We start from the raw sequence: 14,996 nt of genomic DNA on the forward strand, positions 1-14,996 counted from the left end.
GAAGGCGAAAGTCTTCTCTTTTTTTTGCTATTATGTTAAAAAATTAATAAAAAAATTTATATTTGTTTATTAATCATAAAATTAACCCCAATGAAAAAACTATTACTAATTGTTGTTTTGGTGTTTTCTTCCTTTGTTTTAAAGGCGCAAAGCAAATCTTTGTGGCAACAAATAGATGAAAATTCTATTGAGAATCAACCAAAAGTTAAAAGAGCTTCTTTTCCACAAGAGTACAAATTATGGAAATTAGATCTTCAAAATTTAAAAAATCAATTAAGAAACGCTCCGGTAAGAGGAGAATTCCAAGGTACTTCAAACGTTATCATTCAGTTGCCAAATGCAAATGGTCAACTAGAAAGTTTCCGAGTGTTAGAAACACCTATTATGGAGCCTGGATTAGCAGTGAAATTCCCAACTATAAAATCATATGTTGGAAAAGGGATTGATGATGTTACTGCTACCGCAAGATTTTCTGTTACAGAATTTGGTTTACATAGTATGACTTTGTCTGCAGGAAAAAGTACTGCTTTTATTGATCCTTTTACGGAGGATACTCAAAACTATATAATCTATAACAGAGAAAGTCTTATTGGTGATGGGCAATCTTTTGAATGTTTAACGTCAGAAGGAGCGCATTTACCGTCTTTAGAGACTGACAGAAGAGCAAATGCTATGTTTAGAGCTGATACAGATGATAGAGTATTGAGAACTTATAGATTAGCACAATCATGTACTGCTGAATATGGTAATTTATTTAGAGGAAATACTGCAGATCCTGTTGCTACTCAAAAAGCCAGAGTTCAAGCCCAAATGGCAATCACGATGACTCGTGTAAATGGTGTTTATGAAAATGATTTAGCGATTACTATGATTTTTGTGGCTAATAATGATGCGGTAATTTACATTGGAGCTACAAATTCTGATCCTTGGAATGGAGAGTTTAACGATCAAACAGGTGTTACTATTGATGCTAATATCGGATTTGACAATTATGATATCGGTCATAATTTTAACACTTCTGGTGGAGGTAATGCAGGATGTATTGGCTGTGTTTGTAGTACAAGTAATGATCCTTTTGGAGGGTTTCATAAAGGTACTGGTATGACAGGCCGTGCAAACCCTACTGGAGATCCATTTGATATTGATTATGTGGCGCATGAAATGGGTCATCAATTTGGAGGATATCATACTCAAAGTAGTTCAGGATGTCGTTCAGGAAGTGGTTTAACAGAAGTTGAACCGGGTTCTGGTTCAACAATTATGGCATATGCAGGTATTTGTAATACTAATGTTCAAGGAGCCAGTGATGCTTATTTCGCGTATGTAAATATTAGAGATATCATGGAGAATGTAAAGTTTGGTGTAAGTCAACCAACTTTGCCCATGACTAATTTAACTAATAATCCTCCAACAGCTAATGCTGGTAGAGATTATGTAATTCCAAGATCAACAGCGTTTATGTTAGTCGGACAAGGAACAGATCCTGAAAGTGATCCTGTAACTTATACTTGGGAGCAAAATGACCCGCAAAATCCTAATACTACGGCAGCTCCAGTTGCTACTAGAGTTGCAGGGCCTATGTTTAGATCTATTTGGGGTACTTCTTCACCTATAAGATATATGCCAAGTATGGCTACAGTATTAACGGGAGCTACGTCTAATACTTGGGAGGTTTGTCCTTCAGTAGCGAGAGATTTGAACTTTTCATTGACCGTTAGAGATAATAATTCGGGTGTTGGTCAAGCAGCTACTGATGAAATGAAAGTAACAGTTGATGGAGTGGCAGGACCTTTTGTAGTAAATCTGCCTAATACAGTAGTGTCATGGCAAGCAGGGACAAATCAAAATGTTACATGGAATGTTGCTGGAACCGACGTAAATGGTGTAAATGCAAAATTTGTTGATATTTATTTATCTACTAACGGAGGAACAAGTTTTCCAATTTTGTTAGCAAGTAAAGTTCCTAATGATGGTACTGAGACAATTACAGTTCCTAATAATGCAGGAACAACTAATAGAATTATGGTAAAAGGATGGGATAACATATTTTTTGATGTTTCCAATACTAATTTTACAATTACTGCTCCTGCAAGTACAATGGCAATTTCATTTAATGGACTTGAAGGAGAGCAAAACAAAGCTATTTGTCAAGGATCTTCTGTTTCCTACGCAATTAAATATGATGCTTTAGCAGGATTTAGTGGATTAACTACATTTAGTGTTACTGGAAATCCACCTGGAACAACGGTTGTGTTTTCACCTGCCTCTATATCTGCTTCAGGTAATGTTACTATGACTGTATCAAATACAACAGGCGTAACACCAGGTTTTTACAGACTTAACGTAACCGCTACTTCTGGAGCTGTGACTAAAACAGCGCCATTTTATTTTGATTTGTTAAGTTCAAATTTTGCTGCAACAACTTTGAGTTCTCCAGCGAATAACTCTGTAGGTCAAGGTGTAAGTTTAAACTTAACTTGGGTAGCAGATAGTAATGCTACATCTTATGATGTTCAAGTTGCAACCGATTTGGCATTTACTAATGTTATTTCAAGTGGTAATTCAACAACAACTAGTTATGCTGTTTCAGGGCTTTTAGAAGGAACAACATATTATTGGAGAGTTCTACCTAAGAATTCTGCTTGTAGCGGAACTTTTAGTCCTGAATACAGATTTACAACAGGAGTTGTTAGTTGTCCTGGTACGGTGGCTTCAACAAATGTTCCATTAACAATTCCTACAACTGCTAATGTAACAATTAACTCAACTTTAAATATACCATCAGGTGGCGTAATAAGTGATGTTAATATAACAATGAATGTTTCTCATACATGGATTAATGATATGACGGCAACTTTAATTTCGCCTTCAGGAACTCAAGTTCAATTATTTGTTCGACCTTGTACAAGCGCTAGTATTCTAAACATTAATGCTACTTTTGACGATTCTGGTTCAAATGTGGTATGTGGTACTAATCCAGGTATTTCAGGAACGGTTAGGCCATCTCAATTATTGTCTGCATTTAATGGACAAAATTCAACTGGAGTTTGGACTTTGAGAATATTAGATGGTTTTAATCAAGATGGAGGATCACTTAATAGTTGGAGTTTGAATATTTGTACAATTCAGCCATTAAGCATTGATGATAATGAAATTAAAATTTCAGATTTGATTATTTATCCAAATCCAAATAATGGTAATTTTAATATTCAGTTTGCTTCTAACACGGGTGAAATTAAAGTCAATGTTCATGATATTAGAGGTAGAGAAATTTATTCGAAATCTTATACAAATAGCGGCTTGTTTAATGAGAATTTACAATTAAGCAATGTTCAATCTGGAGTTTATCTTGTAACTGTACAAGACGGAGCTAGAAAAGAAGTTAAGAAAATTGTAGTTCAATAATTGAATTAGTAATTTTAGAAAAAGGGAAGCTATTAGCTTCCCTTTTTATTTTCCGTTGTATGTGTTCATAGTGTTGTTTAATCCTGCTAAAGCAAACGATTTTACTATTTCAGAACTTATTTCAAGACGTTCTTTTAGTTTTTCTTTTTCTTCTGTGTCCCATTCACCTAAAACATAGTTGACTTGTTGCCCTTTTTTAAAGGCGTCACTGATGCCAAATCTAAAACGTGGGTATTCAGTCGAGTTTAATAATAATTGAATGTTCTTAAGTCCGTTATGACCGCCATCACTTCCTTTAGTTTTAATTCGGATAGTTCCAAAAGCTAAATTCAAATCATCGGTAATAACCAACATGTTTTCCTTTTCGATGTTTTCTTTTTCTAACCAGTATTTTACCGCTTTACCGCTTAAGTTCATGTAAGTATTTGGTTTTAATAAAAGTAAGGTTCTTCCTTTTATTTTTAGCTCGGCAACTTCACCCAATTTTAGTGTTTGAAATGAAATTCCCTCCTGATTAGCAATGTAATCTAAAATTTTAAAACCGATATTGTGTCGCGTATTTGCGTATTCTGAGCCAATGTTCCCAAGCCCAACAATTAAGAATTTCTTCATTGGAATGTTTTCTTCTGGTGTGCGTTTCTTAAATATGTTTAAAAACCAATTCATGCTGTAAAAGTAGTACAAAGTTTAGAAAGTATAAAGCATAAAAAAAGCACCAGTAAAAACTGATGCTTCCTTTGTATAGTTTGTAAAGAAATTATTTTTTCTTTTTTCCACCTTTTTCTGCTTTTGCAGCTTCTTGAGCAGCTTTCATTGCCGCACGAGAAATTCTTACTTGACAAACAACAGTGTTGTCTGGGTGCATTAATTTGAAATTGTTTGCTTCTAATTTAGTTACATACAATTTGTTACCCATTTGTAATTCTGAAATGTTAGCTTCAACAAAGTCAGGTAAGTTTTTAGGTAAAGCTTTCACTTTTAAACGACGTTGGTTTAAACGTAAAACACCTCCTAATAATACACCTGGAGAAGTTCCTGTAATTTTAACTGGTACTTCCATGATGATTTCTTTATCATCACTTAATTGGAAAAAGTCAATGTGTAAAATTTTATCAGAAACTGGGTGAAACTGAATGTCTTGCATAATTACATTGTAAGACGTTCCGTTTAACTCAATTACAACTGTGTGTGCGTTTGGAGTGTAAACTAAATCTTTAAATGCTCTTTCGTCTGCAACAAAATGAACTGGCTGATTTCCTCCGTAGATAACGCAAGGAACCATTCCAGCATCACGTACGGCTTTAGTTGCCTTTTTACCTACGTTTTCTCTTTCTGATCCTTTAATCGTAATTGATTTCATTGTAAAATATATATAATTAATAAATACTTATTAAAGTGGTTTCTTGATTACATCAAAAATTTTCCACTAATAGAGTTGTTGTTTTGTACCATGTGCATTACTTCTGCAAATAATGGAGCACAACTTACTACTCTTATTTTGTTTGATTCTTTTCGTAACGGAATTGAATCGGTAACAATTAATTCTAATAATTTAGAATTTTCTATTTTTTCGTATGCCTCACCTGATAAAATAGGATGTGTACATATTGCTCTTACGCTTAATGCTCCCTTTTCCATCATTACATCAGCAGCTTTTGCTAATGTTCCTCCGGTGTCAATCATATCGTCAACTAAAATAACATTTCTGCCTTTCACGTCTCCAATTAACTCCATAGTATCAATTACATTCGCTTTTTTTCTTTGTTTGTAACAAACTACAACGTCAGATTCTAAAAATTTAGAATAGGCATATGCTCTTTTTGAGCCTCCCATATCTGGAGATGCGATGGTTAAATTTTCTAAATTTAAACTTCTCACATAAGGCAAAAAGATTGTTGAAGCAAACAAGTGATCTACTGGTTTTTCAAAGAAACCTTGAATTTGATCGGCATGTAAATCCATGGTCATAATTCGTGTTGCTCCGGCAGTTTCTAAAAGTTTTGCAACTAATTTAGCTCCAATTGGCACTCTTGGCTTGTCTTTTCTGTCTTGTCTTGCCCAACCAAAGTAAGGGATAACTGCTGTAATATGTCTGGCAGATGCTCTTTTTGCTGCATCTATCATTAATAATAATTCCATTAAATTGTCTGCACTTGGAAATGTAGAACAAACTAGGAATACGCGCAATCCTCTTATTGACTCTTCAAAAGAAGGCTGAAATTCGCCATCACTATATTTAGAGAACGTAATCTTACCTAGCGGAACTCCATACTTTTCAGCAATTTGTTCAGCTAAATACACACTCTGAGAACATGCAAAAATTTTTGCTTCTGGTTCTTGATACAGCATGTTAATTTATTGTTTAGTAGTTAGTTAGTGTTGTGTCGTGTTAACGAGGTGCAAATTTAGAAATAAAATCGAACTCTGAAAGGATATTTTTAACTATTTTTTTATGAATTGCAGAAATATTTTTTACATTTGCACCCACTTAATGATATAACCATCATTTTCCATTGCCCGGATGGCGGAATTGGTAGACGCGCACGACTCAAACTCGTGTACTTAGGTGTGTGGGTTCGATTCCCACTCCGGGTACTAAACCTCTCAGAAATGAGAGGTTTTTTTGTTTCAAACAAACAAAATATTGGCATTCTTTTTCAAAACAAAAGATAAAGTTTTATCTTTGAGAACTATAAAAAAGAAAAAGATGAAAAAGCAATTAATTTCAGCGATTATATTAGGTTCAGTGTTTTTTGTTTCTTGTAAAAAGGATGAAGAAGTTAAACCAGTTGAAGAAACACAACAACAAACCCAACCTTTTTCAGGTGAAGCTTGGTTAAAACAACGAGTTGGTAATCAAGGTCAAGTGCAACAGCAAGCTGTTCAACAACAAGCGCAACAAACAACTCAAACCCAAACCCAAACGGCTCCAGGAATGAATCCTCCTCATGGTCAACCAGGTCATCGTTGTGAAATTCCTGTTGGAGCGCCTTTAAATTCAAAACCAGCAGAAAAAAAACAACCTCAAACAATGACTCAAGTTGTTAATCAAAAACCAGCTGAAAAGCCTGTGATGAATATTAATTCAAATAACGGATCAACAACAATTGCTGGTTCAACAACAGCTCCAGGAATGAATCCTCCTCATGGTCAAGAAGGTCATCGATGTGATGTTGCAGTAGGAGCGCCTTTGCCAAAACAGTAGGTGTTTTTTGGAAAGGATTCGGATTAACTAAAAAGCTTTTTATTCACAGTTCCTGAAGCTATCCAAGAAGAAATTAATCCAAGTATTACTATAGTCATTATTACAATTAACATGTTTTGCCACTCAAAAAGAACGGGATAAGGCATGGTAGGTGTAATCATGATAAAAGAAAAATGCTGCTGAAGTAGAATTATACCTATTGCTAATCCTAAGCCAATAAATAATCCAAACATAGTAATGATTATTCCTTGAGTAAAAAATATAGTGCGAATTGATGTTTGTGTAACGCCAATATTGTATAAAGTCTTAAGGTTGTCTCTTTTGTCAATAATAATCATTACAATAGCTCCTGCAAGGCAAAACAAGGTAAGTATAACTACTAATGTGCTGAATAAATAAATAAATAAGTTTTCAGATTGTAGCATTTTGTAGAGCGAGTCATTAAGTTGTGCTCTGTTTTTTATTTTGATAGATTTTCCAAAAATAGAAGTTAGTTCTTCTCTAACTTGATTTTCGTTGGCACCTACTTTTAGTTTAATTTCAAGATTGGTAATCTCACTATTTTTTAGGCCTAAGAAATTTTGTGCCAAATCAATAGAACAAAAAACATATTTACTGTCTAATTCCTCATTTATGGAGTAAATTCCGGAAGGGAATAATAAAACTTTATTAAAAGCTTCATTAGGGTTTTCGATGTTTCCTTTTCCTGGTTTTGGAGCATAAGCTTCTAAGCCATTGTTATAATCAAACAATCCTAAGCCTAATTTTCTACTAATATCAGCGCCAACAACTACGTTATCAGAATTATTTTCAAACCATTCTCCAGCATATAAATGGTTGTTAAAGTCGGTTACTTGTATAAATCGGCTGTCTACGCCTTTTATATGAGCAACTAATTCTTTGTTGTCATACATAAAGTAAACTCGTTCTTCTATTATTTTACTGTAAGATGTAATTGCTTCACTTTTTTTTAGTAATTCTTCCTGCTTTGGGTTGACTACAAATGTTTTTCCAGTAGTGGTTTCTAGTCTTAAATCTGGGTCAGAAGCATTAGCAAAATTCAAGCTAAATTCTTTGAGTCCACTAAAAACAGATAAAAAAACAAAAAGCGCCATCGTACTAGCTATAATTCCAACAGAAGCAATTCCCGTAATGATGTTAATTGCTTTGTTTTTACTGAAACTTACAGCATAACGTTTGGCTATGTAAAAGGAAAGATTCAAATTACGATTTCTTTCTTTTTTCTAATAAATCTGGATTCTCAATAGGATTTTCATCACCAGTTAAGGCTTTGTCAATTTTCTCGATGTAATCTAAACTATCGTCGATATAGAAAATCAAATTCGGAACTTTGCGCAATTGGTTTTTTACACGTTGCGATAAATCGTGTTTAATAAGTGGAGCATTACTTTTAACCGCTGCTAAAATTTCTGGTGCTTTATCTGTAGGGAATACACTTAAATGCACTTTTGCAATCGATAAATCAGAAGTTACATTTACTTTTGAAACCGAAATTATTAAGTTATTGATATTATTTTTACGGATTTCACCTTGCAAAATCGAAACCAAGTCGTTCTGTAAAAGTGCTCCTATTTTTTTTTGTCTATTTGTTTCCATGATGCAAAAATACATAAAAATTCATCAAGGCGTATTCTTTTGTACTTATATATAAAAGTCTTTAAAAAATCATTCGTTGTTTTTTGTTAACTTTGTTTATACTTAAAATAATGAAATTAAATGAGAAAAATTGAACATATAGGTATTGCGGTGAAAAGTTTAGATGTGTCTAATGCTTTGTTTGAAAAATTGTTTGGACAGCCACCATATAAGGAAGAAGAGGTAGCTAGCGAAGGAGTTAAGACTTCTTTTTTTATGAACGGACCAAATAAAATAGAGTTGTTAGAAGCAACCAATCCAGAAAGTCCAATCGCTAAATTTTTAGAAAAAAAGGGAGAAGGAATCCATCATATCGCTTTTGACGTACATGACATTAATGAAGAAATTATTCGCTTAAAAAACGAAGGTTTTGTGGTTTTAAATGAGATTCCTAAGAAAGGAGCTGATAATAAATTGGTTGCATTTCTTCATCCAAAAGGCACAAATGGCGTGCTAGTAGAGCTTTGCCAAGAAATAAAATAAAGTTTAAAAAAAGATTTGGTTGCCATAAAAATTAGTCTTAATATTGCAACTTCAATACTGGTCCTATAGCTCAGTTGGTTAGAGCACCTGACTCATAATCAGGTGGTCCCTGGTTCGAGCCCAGGTGGGACCACTTTTATTGTTTTAGATTAAGAAGAGAATACTTACAAATAACAAATTTTAAGTTTTTTTTAAGTTTTTTTCTGAAAATAACTTGTAAAGTATAAAAATATTTATATTTTCGTATTTTATAATAAGTTGATTTCTTGTAATATTAACTTATTATTAAATGATTTCTTTTATTAGTAAAAGAGCAATATAAATTATACTTTTGCGCCCAATGAGAACAATTATGAATAAAATTATAACAATTTTAGTGGTACTTTTTAGTGTTCAAGGTGTTTTTGCACAAGTTGTTACACCGCCACCGCCACCACCAGCTCCGCCGCCACCAGGTTTACCAATTGATGGAGGGTTAGTTGTTTTATTCTTTTTGGCATTAGTTTCTGGTTATTATTTATCTAAGAAATATATATCTACAAAAAAAGGCTCTTTATAAGAGCCTTTTTTTATTTTCTTAATTCGTTCAATCTACTTACATATTTTCCAATTACGTCGAATTCTAAATTTACGGTTGTGCCAATTTTAAAAGTATTAAAATTAGTGTGATCAAAAGTGTAGGGAATGATTGCAACACTAAAAGTGTTTAACCCTGAATTCACTACAGTCAAACTTGTTCCGTTTATCGTAATCGAACCTTTTTCAATTGTAATGTTGTTTAAAGAGGCGTCATATTCAAACGTGAAAACCCAACTTCCATTTGCTTCTCTAATATTAGTACAAGTTCCAGTTTGGTCTACGTGCCCTTGAACAATGTGTCCATCCAGTCTGTCTCCAAGTTTCATGGCGCGTTCTAAATTCACAACATCACCCACACTCCAAGTTCCAATAGAAGTCTTGTCGATAGTTTCTTTAATAGCGGTTACCGTGTAATTTTTATTTTCAATTTTTACAACGGTTAAACAAATGCCATTATGGGCTACGCTTTGGTCAATTTTTAATTCATGAGTAATGTCGGATTCGACTGTTACATGCAGGTTTTCCTGATCTTTTTCGATTTCTTTTATAATTCCGAGGGTTTCTATAATTCCGGTAAACATAACTGATTTAATTTTACTAAATTTGCACATCAAAAGTAAGCAATAAATCACATTTGTCATGGTTAAAAAAGCAGAAAATATAATTGTTGGAATTTCGATTGGAGATTTAAATGGTATTGGAAGCGAGGTTATTTTAAAAACATTTGAAGATACTCGAATGTTAGAATTGTGTACGCCTGTAATTTTTGCGAATGTAAAAATCGTCTCTTTTTTAAAGAAAGAATTAAAATTAGATGTCGCGATTCATGGAATTGATAAATTAGAACAATTAGTTGTTGGAAAAATCAATGTATTGAATGTTTGGCGCGAAGGTGTAAATTTAGAATTCGGGAAAAATGATGATGTTGTAGGAAGTTATGCTATAAAATCTTTTGTTGCAGCTACTAAAGCGCTAAAAGAAGGATGGGTTGATGTTTTGGTAACAGCGCCTATTAATAAGTATAATATTCAATCAGAAGAATTCAAATTCCCAGGTCACACTGATTATTTAGATAAAGAGTTGGAAGGCGATGCGTTAATGTTAATGGTGCACGATGATTTACGTGTTGGATTACTTACTGATCATGTTCCAGTGAATGAAGTAGCGAAACATTTGAATGAAAAATTAATTTCGAGTAAAATTAAAACCATCATTCAAACGTTGAAGCAAGATTTTGAAATTGAAAAACCAAAAGTGGCTGTTTTAGGATTGAATCCACATTCAGGAGATAATGGTGTGATTGGTCAAGAAGAAGAAAAAATTATAAAACCAGCATTAAAGAAATTATTTGAAGCAGGAAACATGGTTTTTGGACCTTTTCCAGCGGACGGATTTTTTGGTTCAGCACAATATGAAAAATACGATGCAGTAATTGCAACTTATCATGATCAAGGATTGATTCCTTTCAAAACGTTGTCGTTTGGTAACGGAGTAAATTACACAGCAGGGTTAAATAAAATTAGAACTTCTCCCGATCACGGAACTGCATATGAAATTGCGGGTAAAGGAGTGGCTAATCACGAGTCATTTAAAGAGGCAGTTTATTTAGCAATTGATATTTATAACAAAAGAAATGACTATCAAGAGCTGATTAAAAACCCTTTAAAAACAAAAGAAAAACAGTTATAAACAAAAAAATGTTCACAACTGGTTTGAATTTATAAATATTTTATATCTTTGCACACCTTTTAAAAAGGTAAAACTGTTGTTATGAATGATTTAAAAGAATATTTAATACCATTCGTGGGATTAAAAATAGGGAAGCATCAGTTTGATTATCAAATAGATAATACGTTCTTTAAAAACTTTGATTACGACGAATACAATGCCGTTTCAGTCAAAGTTGATATTGTTTTAGAGAAGAAAAGCACTATGCTTGAACTCGATTTTAAGCACAAAGGAACAGTAAATGTACCTTGCGATGTGTCTGGAGAAGAGTTTGATTTGCCAATTAAAGGAAAATTAAAACTTTTAGTTAAGTTTGGAGATGTCTTTAATGATGAAAATGAGGAGTTGCTCATTTTACCACATGGCGAGTTTCAAGTAAATGTAGCACAGTATATATATGAATCAATTATATTGTCGGTGCCTTTACGAAGAGTACATCCTGGTGTTAAAGATGGTTCGCTGTCTGATGTAATTGAAAAATTAGAATCGCTTTCTCCAAAAGAAAACAAAAAAGAAGAACAACAAAATAATGATATTGACCCTAGATGGGAGAATTTAAAAAAACTATTAACGGATAAATAAAATAGAACAATGGCACATCCTAAGAGAAGACAGTCGTCTACAAGAAGAGATAAGAGAAGAACACATTACAAAGCGACAGTTGCTCAAATCGCAACATGTCCAATTACTGGTGAAGCACACTTATACCACAGAGCTTATTGGCATGAAGGTAAAATGTACTACAGAGGTCAAGTTGTAATTGATAAAAATGAAGCAGTAGCTTAATTGCATCAACAAAAAAATAGAGAAAACTCTCACATTGTGAGAGTTTTTTTGTTAAGTACCCATTCGTTTTAAATTAATAAAAATGAATAGGATTCGTTTGAAATTTTTTTTGTAATTTCCACCACTTTTTGAATCTTAAAAATTCAGAAGGAAAAATTAATCGAAGATGAATAAAATAACAGCAGCAATTACGGCAGTAGGTTCTTATGTTCCCGACTTTGTTTTGTCGAATCAAGTATTGGAAACATTAGTAGATACTAATGACGAATGGATTACCACTCGTACCGGAATTAAAGAAAGAAGATTGTTAAAAGAAGAAGGAAAAGGGACTTCTTTCATGGCGATTAAAGCCGCTCAAAATTTATTAGAAAAAGCCAATTTAGATCCTAAAGATATCGATTTAGTGATTATGGCAACGGCAACTCCAGATATGCCAGTAGCTTCAACGGGAGTTTATGTAGCTACACAAATTGGAGCAACGAATGCCTTTGCATTTGATTTGCAAGCTGCTTGTTCGAGTTTCCTTTACGGAATGTCTACAGCTTCAGCTTATATCGCATCTGGAAAATACAAAAAAGTTTTATTGATAGGTTCTGATAAAATGTCATCGATTATCGATTATACAGACAGAGCTACTTGCATCATCTTTGGTGATGGAGCAGGAGCTGTTTTGTTTGAACCAAATACAGAAGGATTAGGGCTTCAAGATGAAATTCTGAAAAGTGACGGAATCGGAAGAGAATTCTTAAAAATTGAAGCAGGTGGTTCTATTTTGCCCGCTACTGAAGAAACCGTAAAAAACAAACAACATTTTGTTTTCCAAGACGGAAAAACGGTTTTCAAATACGCCGTTTCTGGAATGGCCGATGTAAGTGAGAAAATCATGGAGCGCAACAATTTATCTCACGATGATATCAATTGGTTAGTAGCACATCAGGCCAACAGAAGAATTATTGATGCTACTGCAAATAGAATGGGATTAGACGAAGCTAAAGTTTTAATCAACATTCAAAAATACGGAAATACCACTTCGGCAACCCTACCTTTATTATTATCAGATTTCGAAAACCAATTGAAAAAAGGAGATAACATTATCTTTGCAGCTTTTGGTGGCGGATTCACATGGGGTGCTATCTATTTAAAATGGGCTTACACTAAATAAAAACAAAACTAAACTAAATCAAATATTATGGATATTAGAGAGATTCAAAACCTAATCAAATTTGTAGCTAAATCAGGTGCTACAGAAGTAAAATTAGAAATGGACGATTTTAAAATCACCATAAAAACAACTGCTGAAGGAACAGAAAGTACAACAACTTATGTACAGCAAATGCCTATGCAAGCGGCGCCTCAAATGGCAGCTCCACAAATAGCAGCAGCTCCAGTGGTTGCAGATGCTCCAGCAGCAACTCCAGCAGCTGATGATAATGCAAAATATATTACAGTAAAATCGCCAATCATTGGTACTTTCTATAGAAAACCAGCTCCAGACAAACCAATGTTTGTGGAAGTAGGTTCTACTATCGGAAAAGGCGATGTTCTTTGTGTAATTGAAGCAATGAAATTATTCAACGAAATCGAATCTGAAGTTTCTGGTAAAATTGTCAAAGTTTTAGTAGATGATTCATCTCCAGTTGAATTTGATCAACCTTTATTCTTAGTTGATCCATCTTAATAAAGTTAGAAATTAGAGGTTAGAAGTAAGATTTTTTGCTTCATAATTGTCTAATTGACACATTGTCTAATTGTCTAATTAAAAGAACATGTTTAAAAAAATATTAATTGCCAATAGAGGTGAAATTGCACTACGTGTAATTAGAACTTGTAGAGAAATGGGCATCAAAACGGTTGCGGTTTATTCAACTGTTGATGCGGAAAGTTTACACGTAAAATTTGCTGATGAAGCGGTTTGTATTGGACCTGCACCAAGTAAGGATTCTTACTTAAAAATGTCAAATATTATAGCTGCTGCCGAAATTACAAACGCAGACGCTATTCACCCAGGATACGGATTCTTATCTGAAAATTCTAAATTTTCTAAAATTTGTCAAGAGCACGGAATCAAGTTTATTGGAGCTTCTCCAGAAATGATTGACCGTATGGGAGACAAAGCATCAGCAAAATCAACTATGATCGAAGCAGGTGTGCCATGTGTACCAGGTTCAGTTGGAATTTTAGATTCATATGAAGAAGCTGAAAAATTAGCGGATGAATTTGGCTACCCAGTAATGCTTAAAGCAACTGCTGGTGGTGGTGGAAAAGGAATGCGTGCCGTTTGGAAAAAAGAAGATTTATTAAAAGCGTGGGAAGGTGCTCGTCAAGAGTCTGCTGCTGCTTTTGGTAATGATGGCATGTACTTAGAAAAATTAATCGAGGAACCTCGCCATATTGAAATTCAAGTAGTTGGAGATTCTTACGGAAAAGCGTGTCACCTTTCAGAAAGAGATTGTTCAGTTCAACGTCGTCACCAAAAATTGACAGAGGAAACTCCGTCACCTTTTATGACTGACGAATTACGTGAAGCAATGGGTAATGCAGCGGTTAAAGCAGCAGAATTCATTAAGTACGAAGGAGCTGGAACAGTTGAATTCTTGGTTGACAAACACAGAAACTTCTACTTCATGGAAATGAATACACGTATCCAAGTAGAACATCCTATTACAGAACAAGTAATTGATTACGATTTAATTCGTGAGCAAATTATGGTAGCTGCTGGAATTCCAATTTCAGGAAAAAACTACTATCCACAATTACACTCAATAGAATGTCGTATTAACGCTGAAGATCCTTATAATGACTTCCGCCCTTCGCCAGGTAAAATTACAGTTTTACACGCGCCAGGAGGACACGGAGTACGTTTAGATACACACGTTTACGCTGGATATACAATTCCGCCAAATTATGACTCTATGATTGCTAAGTTGATTACAACAGCACAATCGAGAGAAGAGGCTATCAATAAAATGAAGCGTGCTTTAGATGAGTTCGTAATCGAAGGAATCAAAACTACCATTCCATTCCACAGACAATTAATGGACGAACCAGATTATGTGGCTGGAAATTACACTACAAAATTCATGGAATCTTTTGTAATGAAAGACCCTCAAGAATAAAAAAGCAAAAAGCGATTTCAATTTGAAATCGCTTTTTT

At 33.9% G+C, this 14,996-nt stretch carries 16 protein-coding genes and 2 tRNA genes; 12 read left to right on the top strand and 6 right to left on the bottom strand.

From position 1 onward, the window contains the following. The first annotated feature begins 90 nt into the window (after nucleotides 1-90). Nucleotides 91-3,405 carry a zinc-dependent metalloprotease gene (locus AAEO58_RS03595; RefSeq protein ID WP_341681992.1) on the top strand — a complete coding sequence of 1,105 codons (3,315 nt, stop codon included), beginning with the start codon at nucleotides 91-93 and terminating at the stop codon, nucleotides 3,403-3,405. A 45-nt stretch (nucleotides 3,406-3,450) separates the two neighbouring features. On the opposite strand, the gene pth is transcribed toward AAEO58_RS03595, so the two are convergent. From pth to AAEO58_RS03610, 3 genes are all read right to left on the bottom strand, one after another. Next, nucleotides 3,451-4,017, bottom strand: a complete 567-nt coding sequence (gene pth / locus AAEO58_RS03600; RefSeq protein WP_341682360.1) for an aminoacyl-tRNA hydrolase — start codon at nucleotides 4,015-4,017, stop codon at nucleotides 3,451-3,453. A 145-nt stretch (nucleotides 4,018-4,162) separates the two neighbouring features. After that, entirely contained in the window at nucleotides 4,163-4,765 is a 603-nt protein-coding gene (locus AAEO58_RS03605) for a 50S ribosomal protein L25/general stress protein Ctc (protein WP_341681994.1), read from the bottom strand. A 47-nt stretch (nucleotides 4,766-4,812) separates the two neighbouring features. Then, complete coding sequence (locus AAEO58_RS03610) at nucleotides 4,813-5,754, bottom strand: ribose-phosphate pyrophosphokinase (protein ID WP_133609344.1); 942 nt, start codon at nucleotides 5,752-5,754, stop codon at nucleotides 4,813-4,815. Between the two features lie 166 nt (nucleotides 5,755-5,920). On the opposite strand from AAEO58_RS03610, the gene AAEO58_RS03615 reads away from it, so the two are divergent. Next, nucleotides 5,921-6,000: transfer RNA gene (locus AAEO58_RS03615), tRNA-Leu, on the top strand. A gap of 112 nt (nucleotides 6,001-6,112) precedes the next feature. Beyond that, complete coding sequence (locus tag AAEO58_RS03620; RefSeq protein WP_341681996.1) at nucleotides 6,113-6,610, top strand: hypothetical protein; 498 nt, start codon at nucleotides 6,113-6,115, stop codon at nucleotides 6,608-6,610. A gap of 23 nt (nucleotides 6,611-6,633) precedes the next feature. Here the strand turns inward: AAEO58_RS03620 and AAEO58_RS03625 are convergent, their stop codons facing one another. Beyond that, on the bottom strand, nucleotides 6,634-7,833 hold the full coding sequence (locus AAEO58_RS03625; RefSeq protein WP_341681998.1) for an ABC transporter permease: 1,200 nt from the start codon (nucleotides 7,831-7,833) through the stop codon (nucleotides 6,634-6,636). A gap of 1 nt (nucleotide 7,834) precedes the next feature. Beyond that, complete coding sequence (gene rbfA / locus AAEO58_RS03630) at nucleotides 7,835-8,227, bottom strand: 30S ribosome-binding factor RbfA (protein ID WP_341682000.1); 393 nt, start codon at nucleotides 8,225-8,227, stop codon at nucleotides 7,835-7,837. 120 nt (nucleotides 8,228-8,347) lie between these two features. Between rbfA and mce the strand changes: the two genes are divergently transcribed. The 3 genes from mce (at nucleotide 8,348) to AAEO58_RS03645 (ending at nucleotide 9,308) form a co-directional block, all read left to right on the top strand. Then, nucleotides 8,348-8,749, top strand: a complete 402-nt coding sequence (mce, locus tag AAEO58_RS03635) for a methylmalonyl-CoA epimerase (RefSeq protein WP_341682002.1) — start codon at nucleotides 8,348-8,350, stop codon at nucleotides 8,747-8,749. 59 nt (nucleotides 8,750-8,808) lie between these two features. Next, nucleotides 8,809-8,882, top strand: a tRNA-Ile gene (locus tag AAEO58_RS03640). Between the two features lie 219 nt (nucleotides 8,883-9,101). After that, a complete protein-coding gene (locus AAEO58_RS03645; protein ID WP_341682004.1) occupies nucleotides 9,102-9,308 on the top strand; it encodes a hypothetical protein in 207 nt (68 codons plus the stop codon). A gap of 10 nt (nucleotides 9,309-9,318) precedes the next feature. On the opposite strand, the gene AAEO58_RS03650 is transcribed toward AAEO58_RS03645, so the two are convergent. After that, nucleotides 9,319-9,909, bottom strand: a complete 591-nt coding sequence (locus AAEO58_RS03650) for a riboflavin synthase (protein WP_341682006.1) — start codon at nucleotides 9,907-9,909, stop codon at nucleotides 9,319-9,321. A 58-nt stretch (nucleotides 9,910-9,967) separates the two neighbouring features. On the opposite strand from AAEO58_RS03650, the gene pdxA reads away from it, so the two are divergent. The 6 genes from pdxA (at nucleotide 9,968) to accC (ending at nucleotide 14,958) form a co-directional block, all read left to right on the top strand. Next, nucleotides 9,968-11,017 (top strand): 4-hydroxythreonine-4-phosphate dehydrogenase PdxA, encoded by a 1,050-nt coding sequence (pdxA, locus tag AAEO58_RS03655; RefSeq protein WP_341682008.1) that lies wholly within the window; start codon nucleotides 9,968-9,970, stop codon nucleotides 11,015-11,017. An 81-nt stretch (nucleotides 11,018-11,098) separates the two neighbouring features. Next, a complete protein-coding gene (locus AAEO58_RS03660; protein ID WP_341682010.1) occupies nucleotides 11,099-11,638 on the top strand; it encodes a YceD family protein in 540 nt (179 codons plus the stop codon). Nucleotides 11,639-11,647: 9 nt separating this feature from the next. Further along, the gene (gene rpmF / locus AAEO58_RS03665; RefSeq protein ID WP_008255033.1) at nucleotides 11,648-11,842 is read left to right on the top strand and encodes a 50S ribosomal protein L32; all 195 of its coding nucleotides are present in this window, start codon (nucleotides 11,648-11,650) and stop codon (nucleotides 11,840-11,842) included. Between the two features lie 166 nt (nucleotides 11,843-12,008). Continuing rightward, a complete protein-coding gene (locus AAEO58_RS03670) occupies nucleotides 12,009-13,004 on the top strand; it encodes a beta-ketoacyl-ACP synthase III (protein ID WP_341682013.1) in 996 nt (331 codons plus the stop codon). Nucleotides 13,005-13,031: 27 nt separating this feature from the next. Further along, nucleotides 13,032-13,520 carry an acetyl-CoA carboxylase biotin carboxyl carrier protein gene (gene accB, locus AAEO58_RS03675; RefSeq protein ID WP_026726015.1) on the top strand — a complete coding sequence of 163 codons (489 nt, stop codon included), beginning with the start codon at nucleotides 13,032-13,034 and terminating at the stop codon, nucleotides 13,518-13,520. A gap of 88 nt (nucleotides 13,521-13,608) precedes the next feature. Continuing rightward, a complete protein-coding gene (gene accC, locus AAEO58_RS03680) occupies nucleotides 13,609-14,958 on the top strand; it encodes an acetyl-CoA carboxylase biotin carboxylase subunit (RefSeq protein ID WP_133609366.1) in 1,350 nt (449 codons plus the stop codon). The last annotated feature ends 38 nt before the right edge of the window (nucleotides 14,959-14,996 follow it).

Origin of the sequence: Flavobacterium helocola, assembly GCF_038289885.1 — a bacterium.
Classification (GTDB): Bacteria; Bacteroidota; Bacteroidia; order Flavobacteriales; family Flavobacteriaceae; genus Flavobacterium; species Flavobacterium cheniae.

Bases quoted from the DNA above. Each gene is read 5' to 3' on its own strand.
- AAEO58_RS03595 (WP_341681992.1), top strand. From the start codon at position 91: ATGAAAAAACTATTACTAATTGTTGTTTTGGTGTTTTCTTCCTTTGTT.
- pth (WP_341682360.1), bottom strand. From the start codon at position 4,017: ATGAAGAAATTCTTAATTGTTGGGCTTGGGAACATTGGCTCAGAATAC.
- AAEO58_RS03605 (WP_341681994.1), bottom strand. From the start codon at position 4,765: ATGAAATCAATTACGATTAAAGGATCAGAAAGAGAAAACGTAGGTAAA.
- AAEO58_RS03610 (WP_133609344.1), bottom strand. From the start codon at position 5,754: ATGCTGTATCAAGAACCAGAAGCAAAAATTTTTGCATGTTCTCAGAGT.
- AAEO58_RS03620 (WP_341681996.1), top strand. From the start codon at position 6,113: ATGAAAAAGCAATTAATTTCAGCGATTATATTAGGTTCAGTGTTTTTT.
- rbfA (WP_341682000.1), bottom strand. From the start codon at position 8,227: ATGGAAACAAATAGACAAAAAAAAATAGGAGCACTTTTACAGAACGAC.
- mce (WP_341682002.1), top strand. From the start codon at position 8,348: ATGAGAAAAATTGAACATATAGGTATTGCGGTGAAAAGTTTAGATGTG.
- AAEO58_RS03645 (WP_341682004.1), top strand. From the start codon at position 9,102: ATGAATAAAATTATAACAATTTTAGTGGTACTTTTTAGTGTTCAAGGT.
- AAEO58_RS03650 (WP_341682006.1), bottom strand. From the start codon at position 9,909: ATGTTTACCGGAATTATAGAAACCCTCGGAATTATAAAAGAAATCGAA.
- pdxA (WP_341682008.1), top strand. From the start codon at position 9,968: ATGGTTAAAAAAGCAGAAAATATAATTGTTGGAATTTCGATTGGAGAT.
- AAEO58_RS03660 (WP_341682010.1), top strand. From the start codon at position 11,099: ATGAATGATTTAAAAGAATATTTAATACCATTCGTGGGATTAAAAATA.
- rpmF (WP_008255033.1), top strand. From the start codon at position 11,648: ATGGCACATCCTAAGAGAAGACAGTCGTCTACAAGAAGAGATAAGAGA.
- AAEO58_RS03670 (WP_341682013.1), top strand. From the start codon at position 12,009: ATGAATAAAATAACAGCAGCAATTACGGCAGTAGGTTCTTATGTTCCC.
- accB (WP_026726015.1), top strand. From the start codon at position 13,032: ATGGATATTAGAGAGATTCAAAACCTAATCAAATTTGTAGCTAAATCA.
- accC (WP_133609366.1), top strand. From the start codon at position 13,609: ATGTTTAAAAAAATATTAATTGCCAATAGAGGTGAAATTGCACTACGT.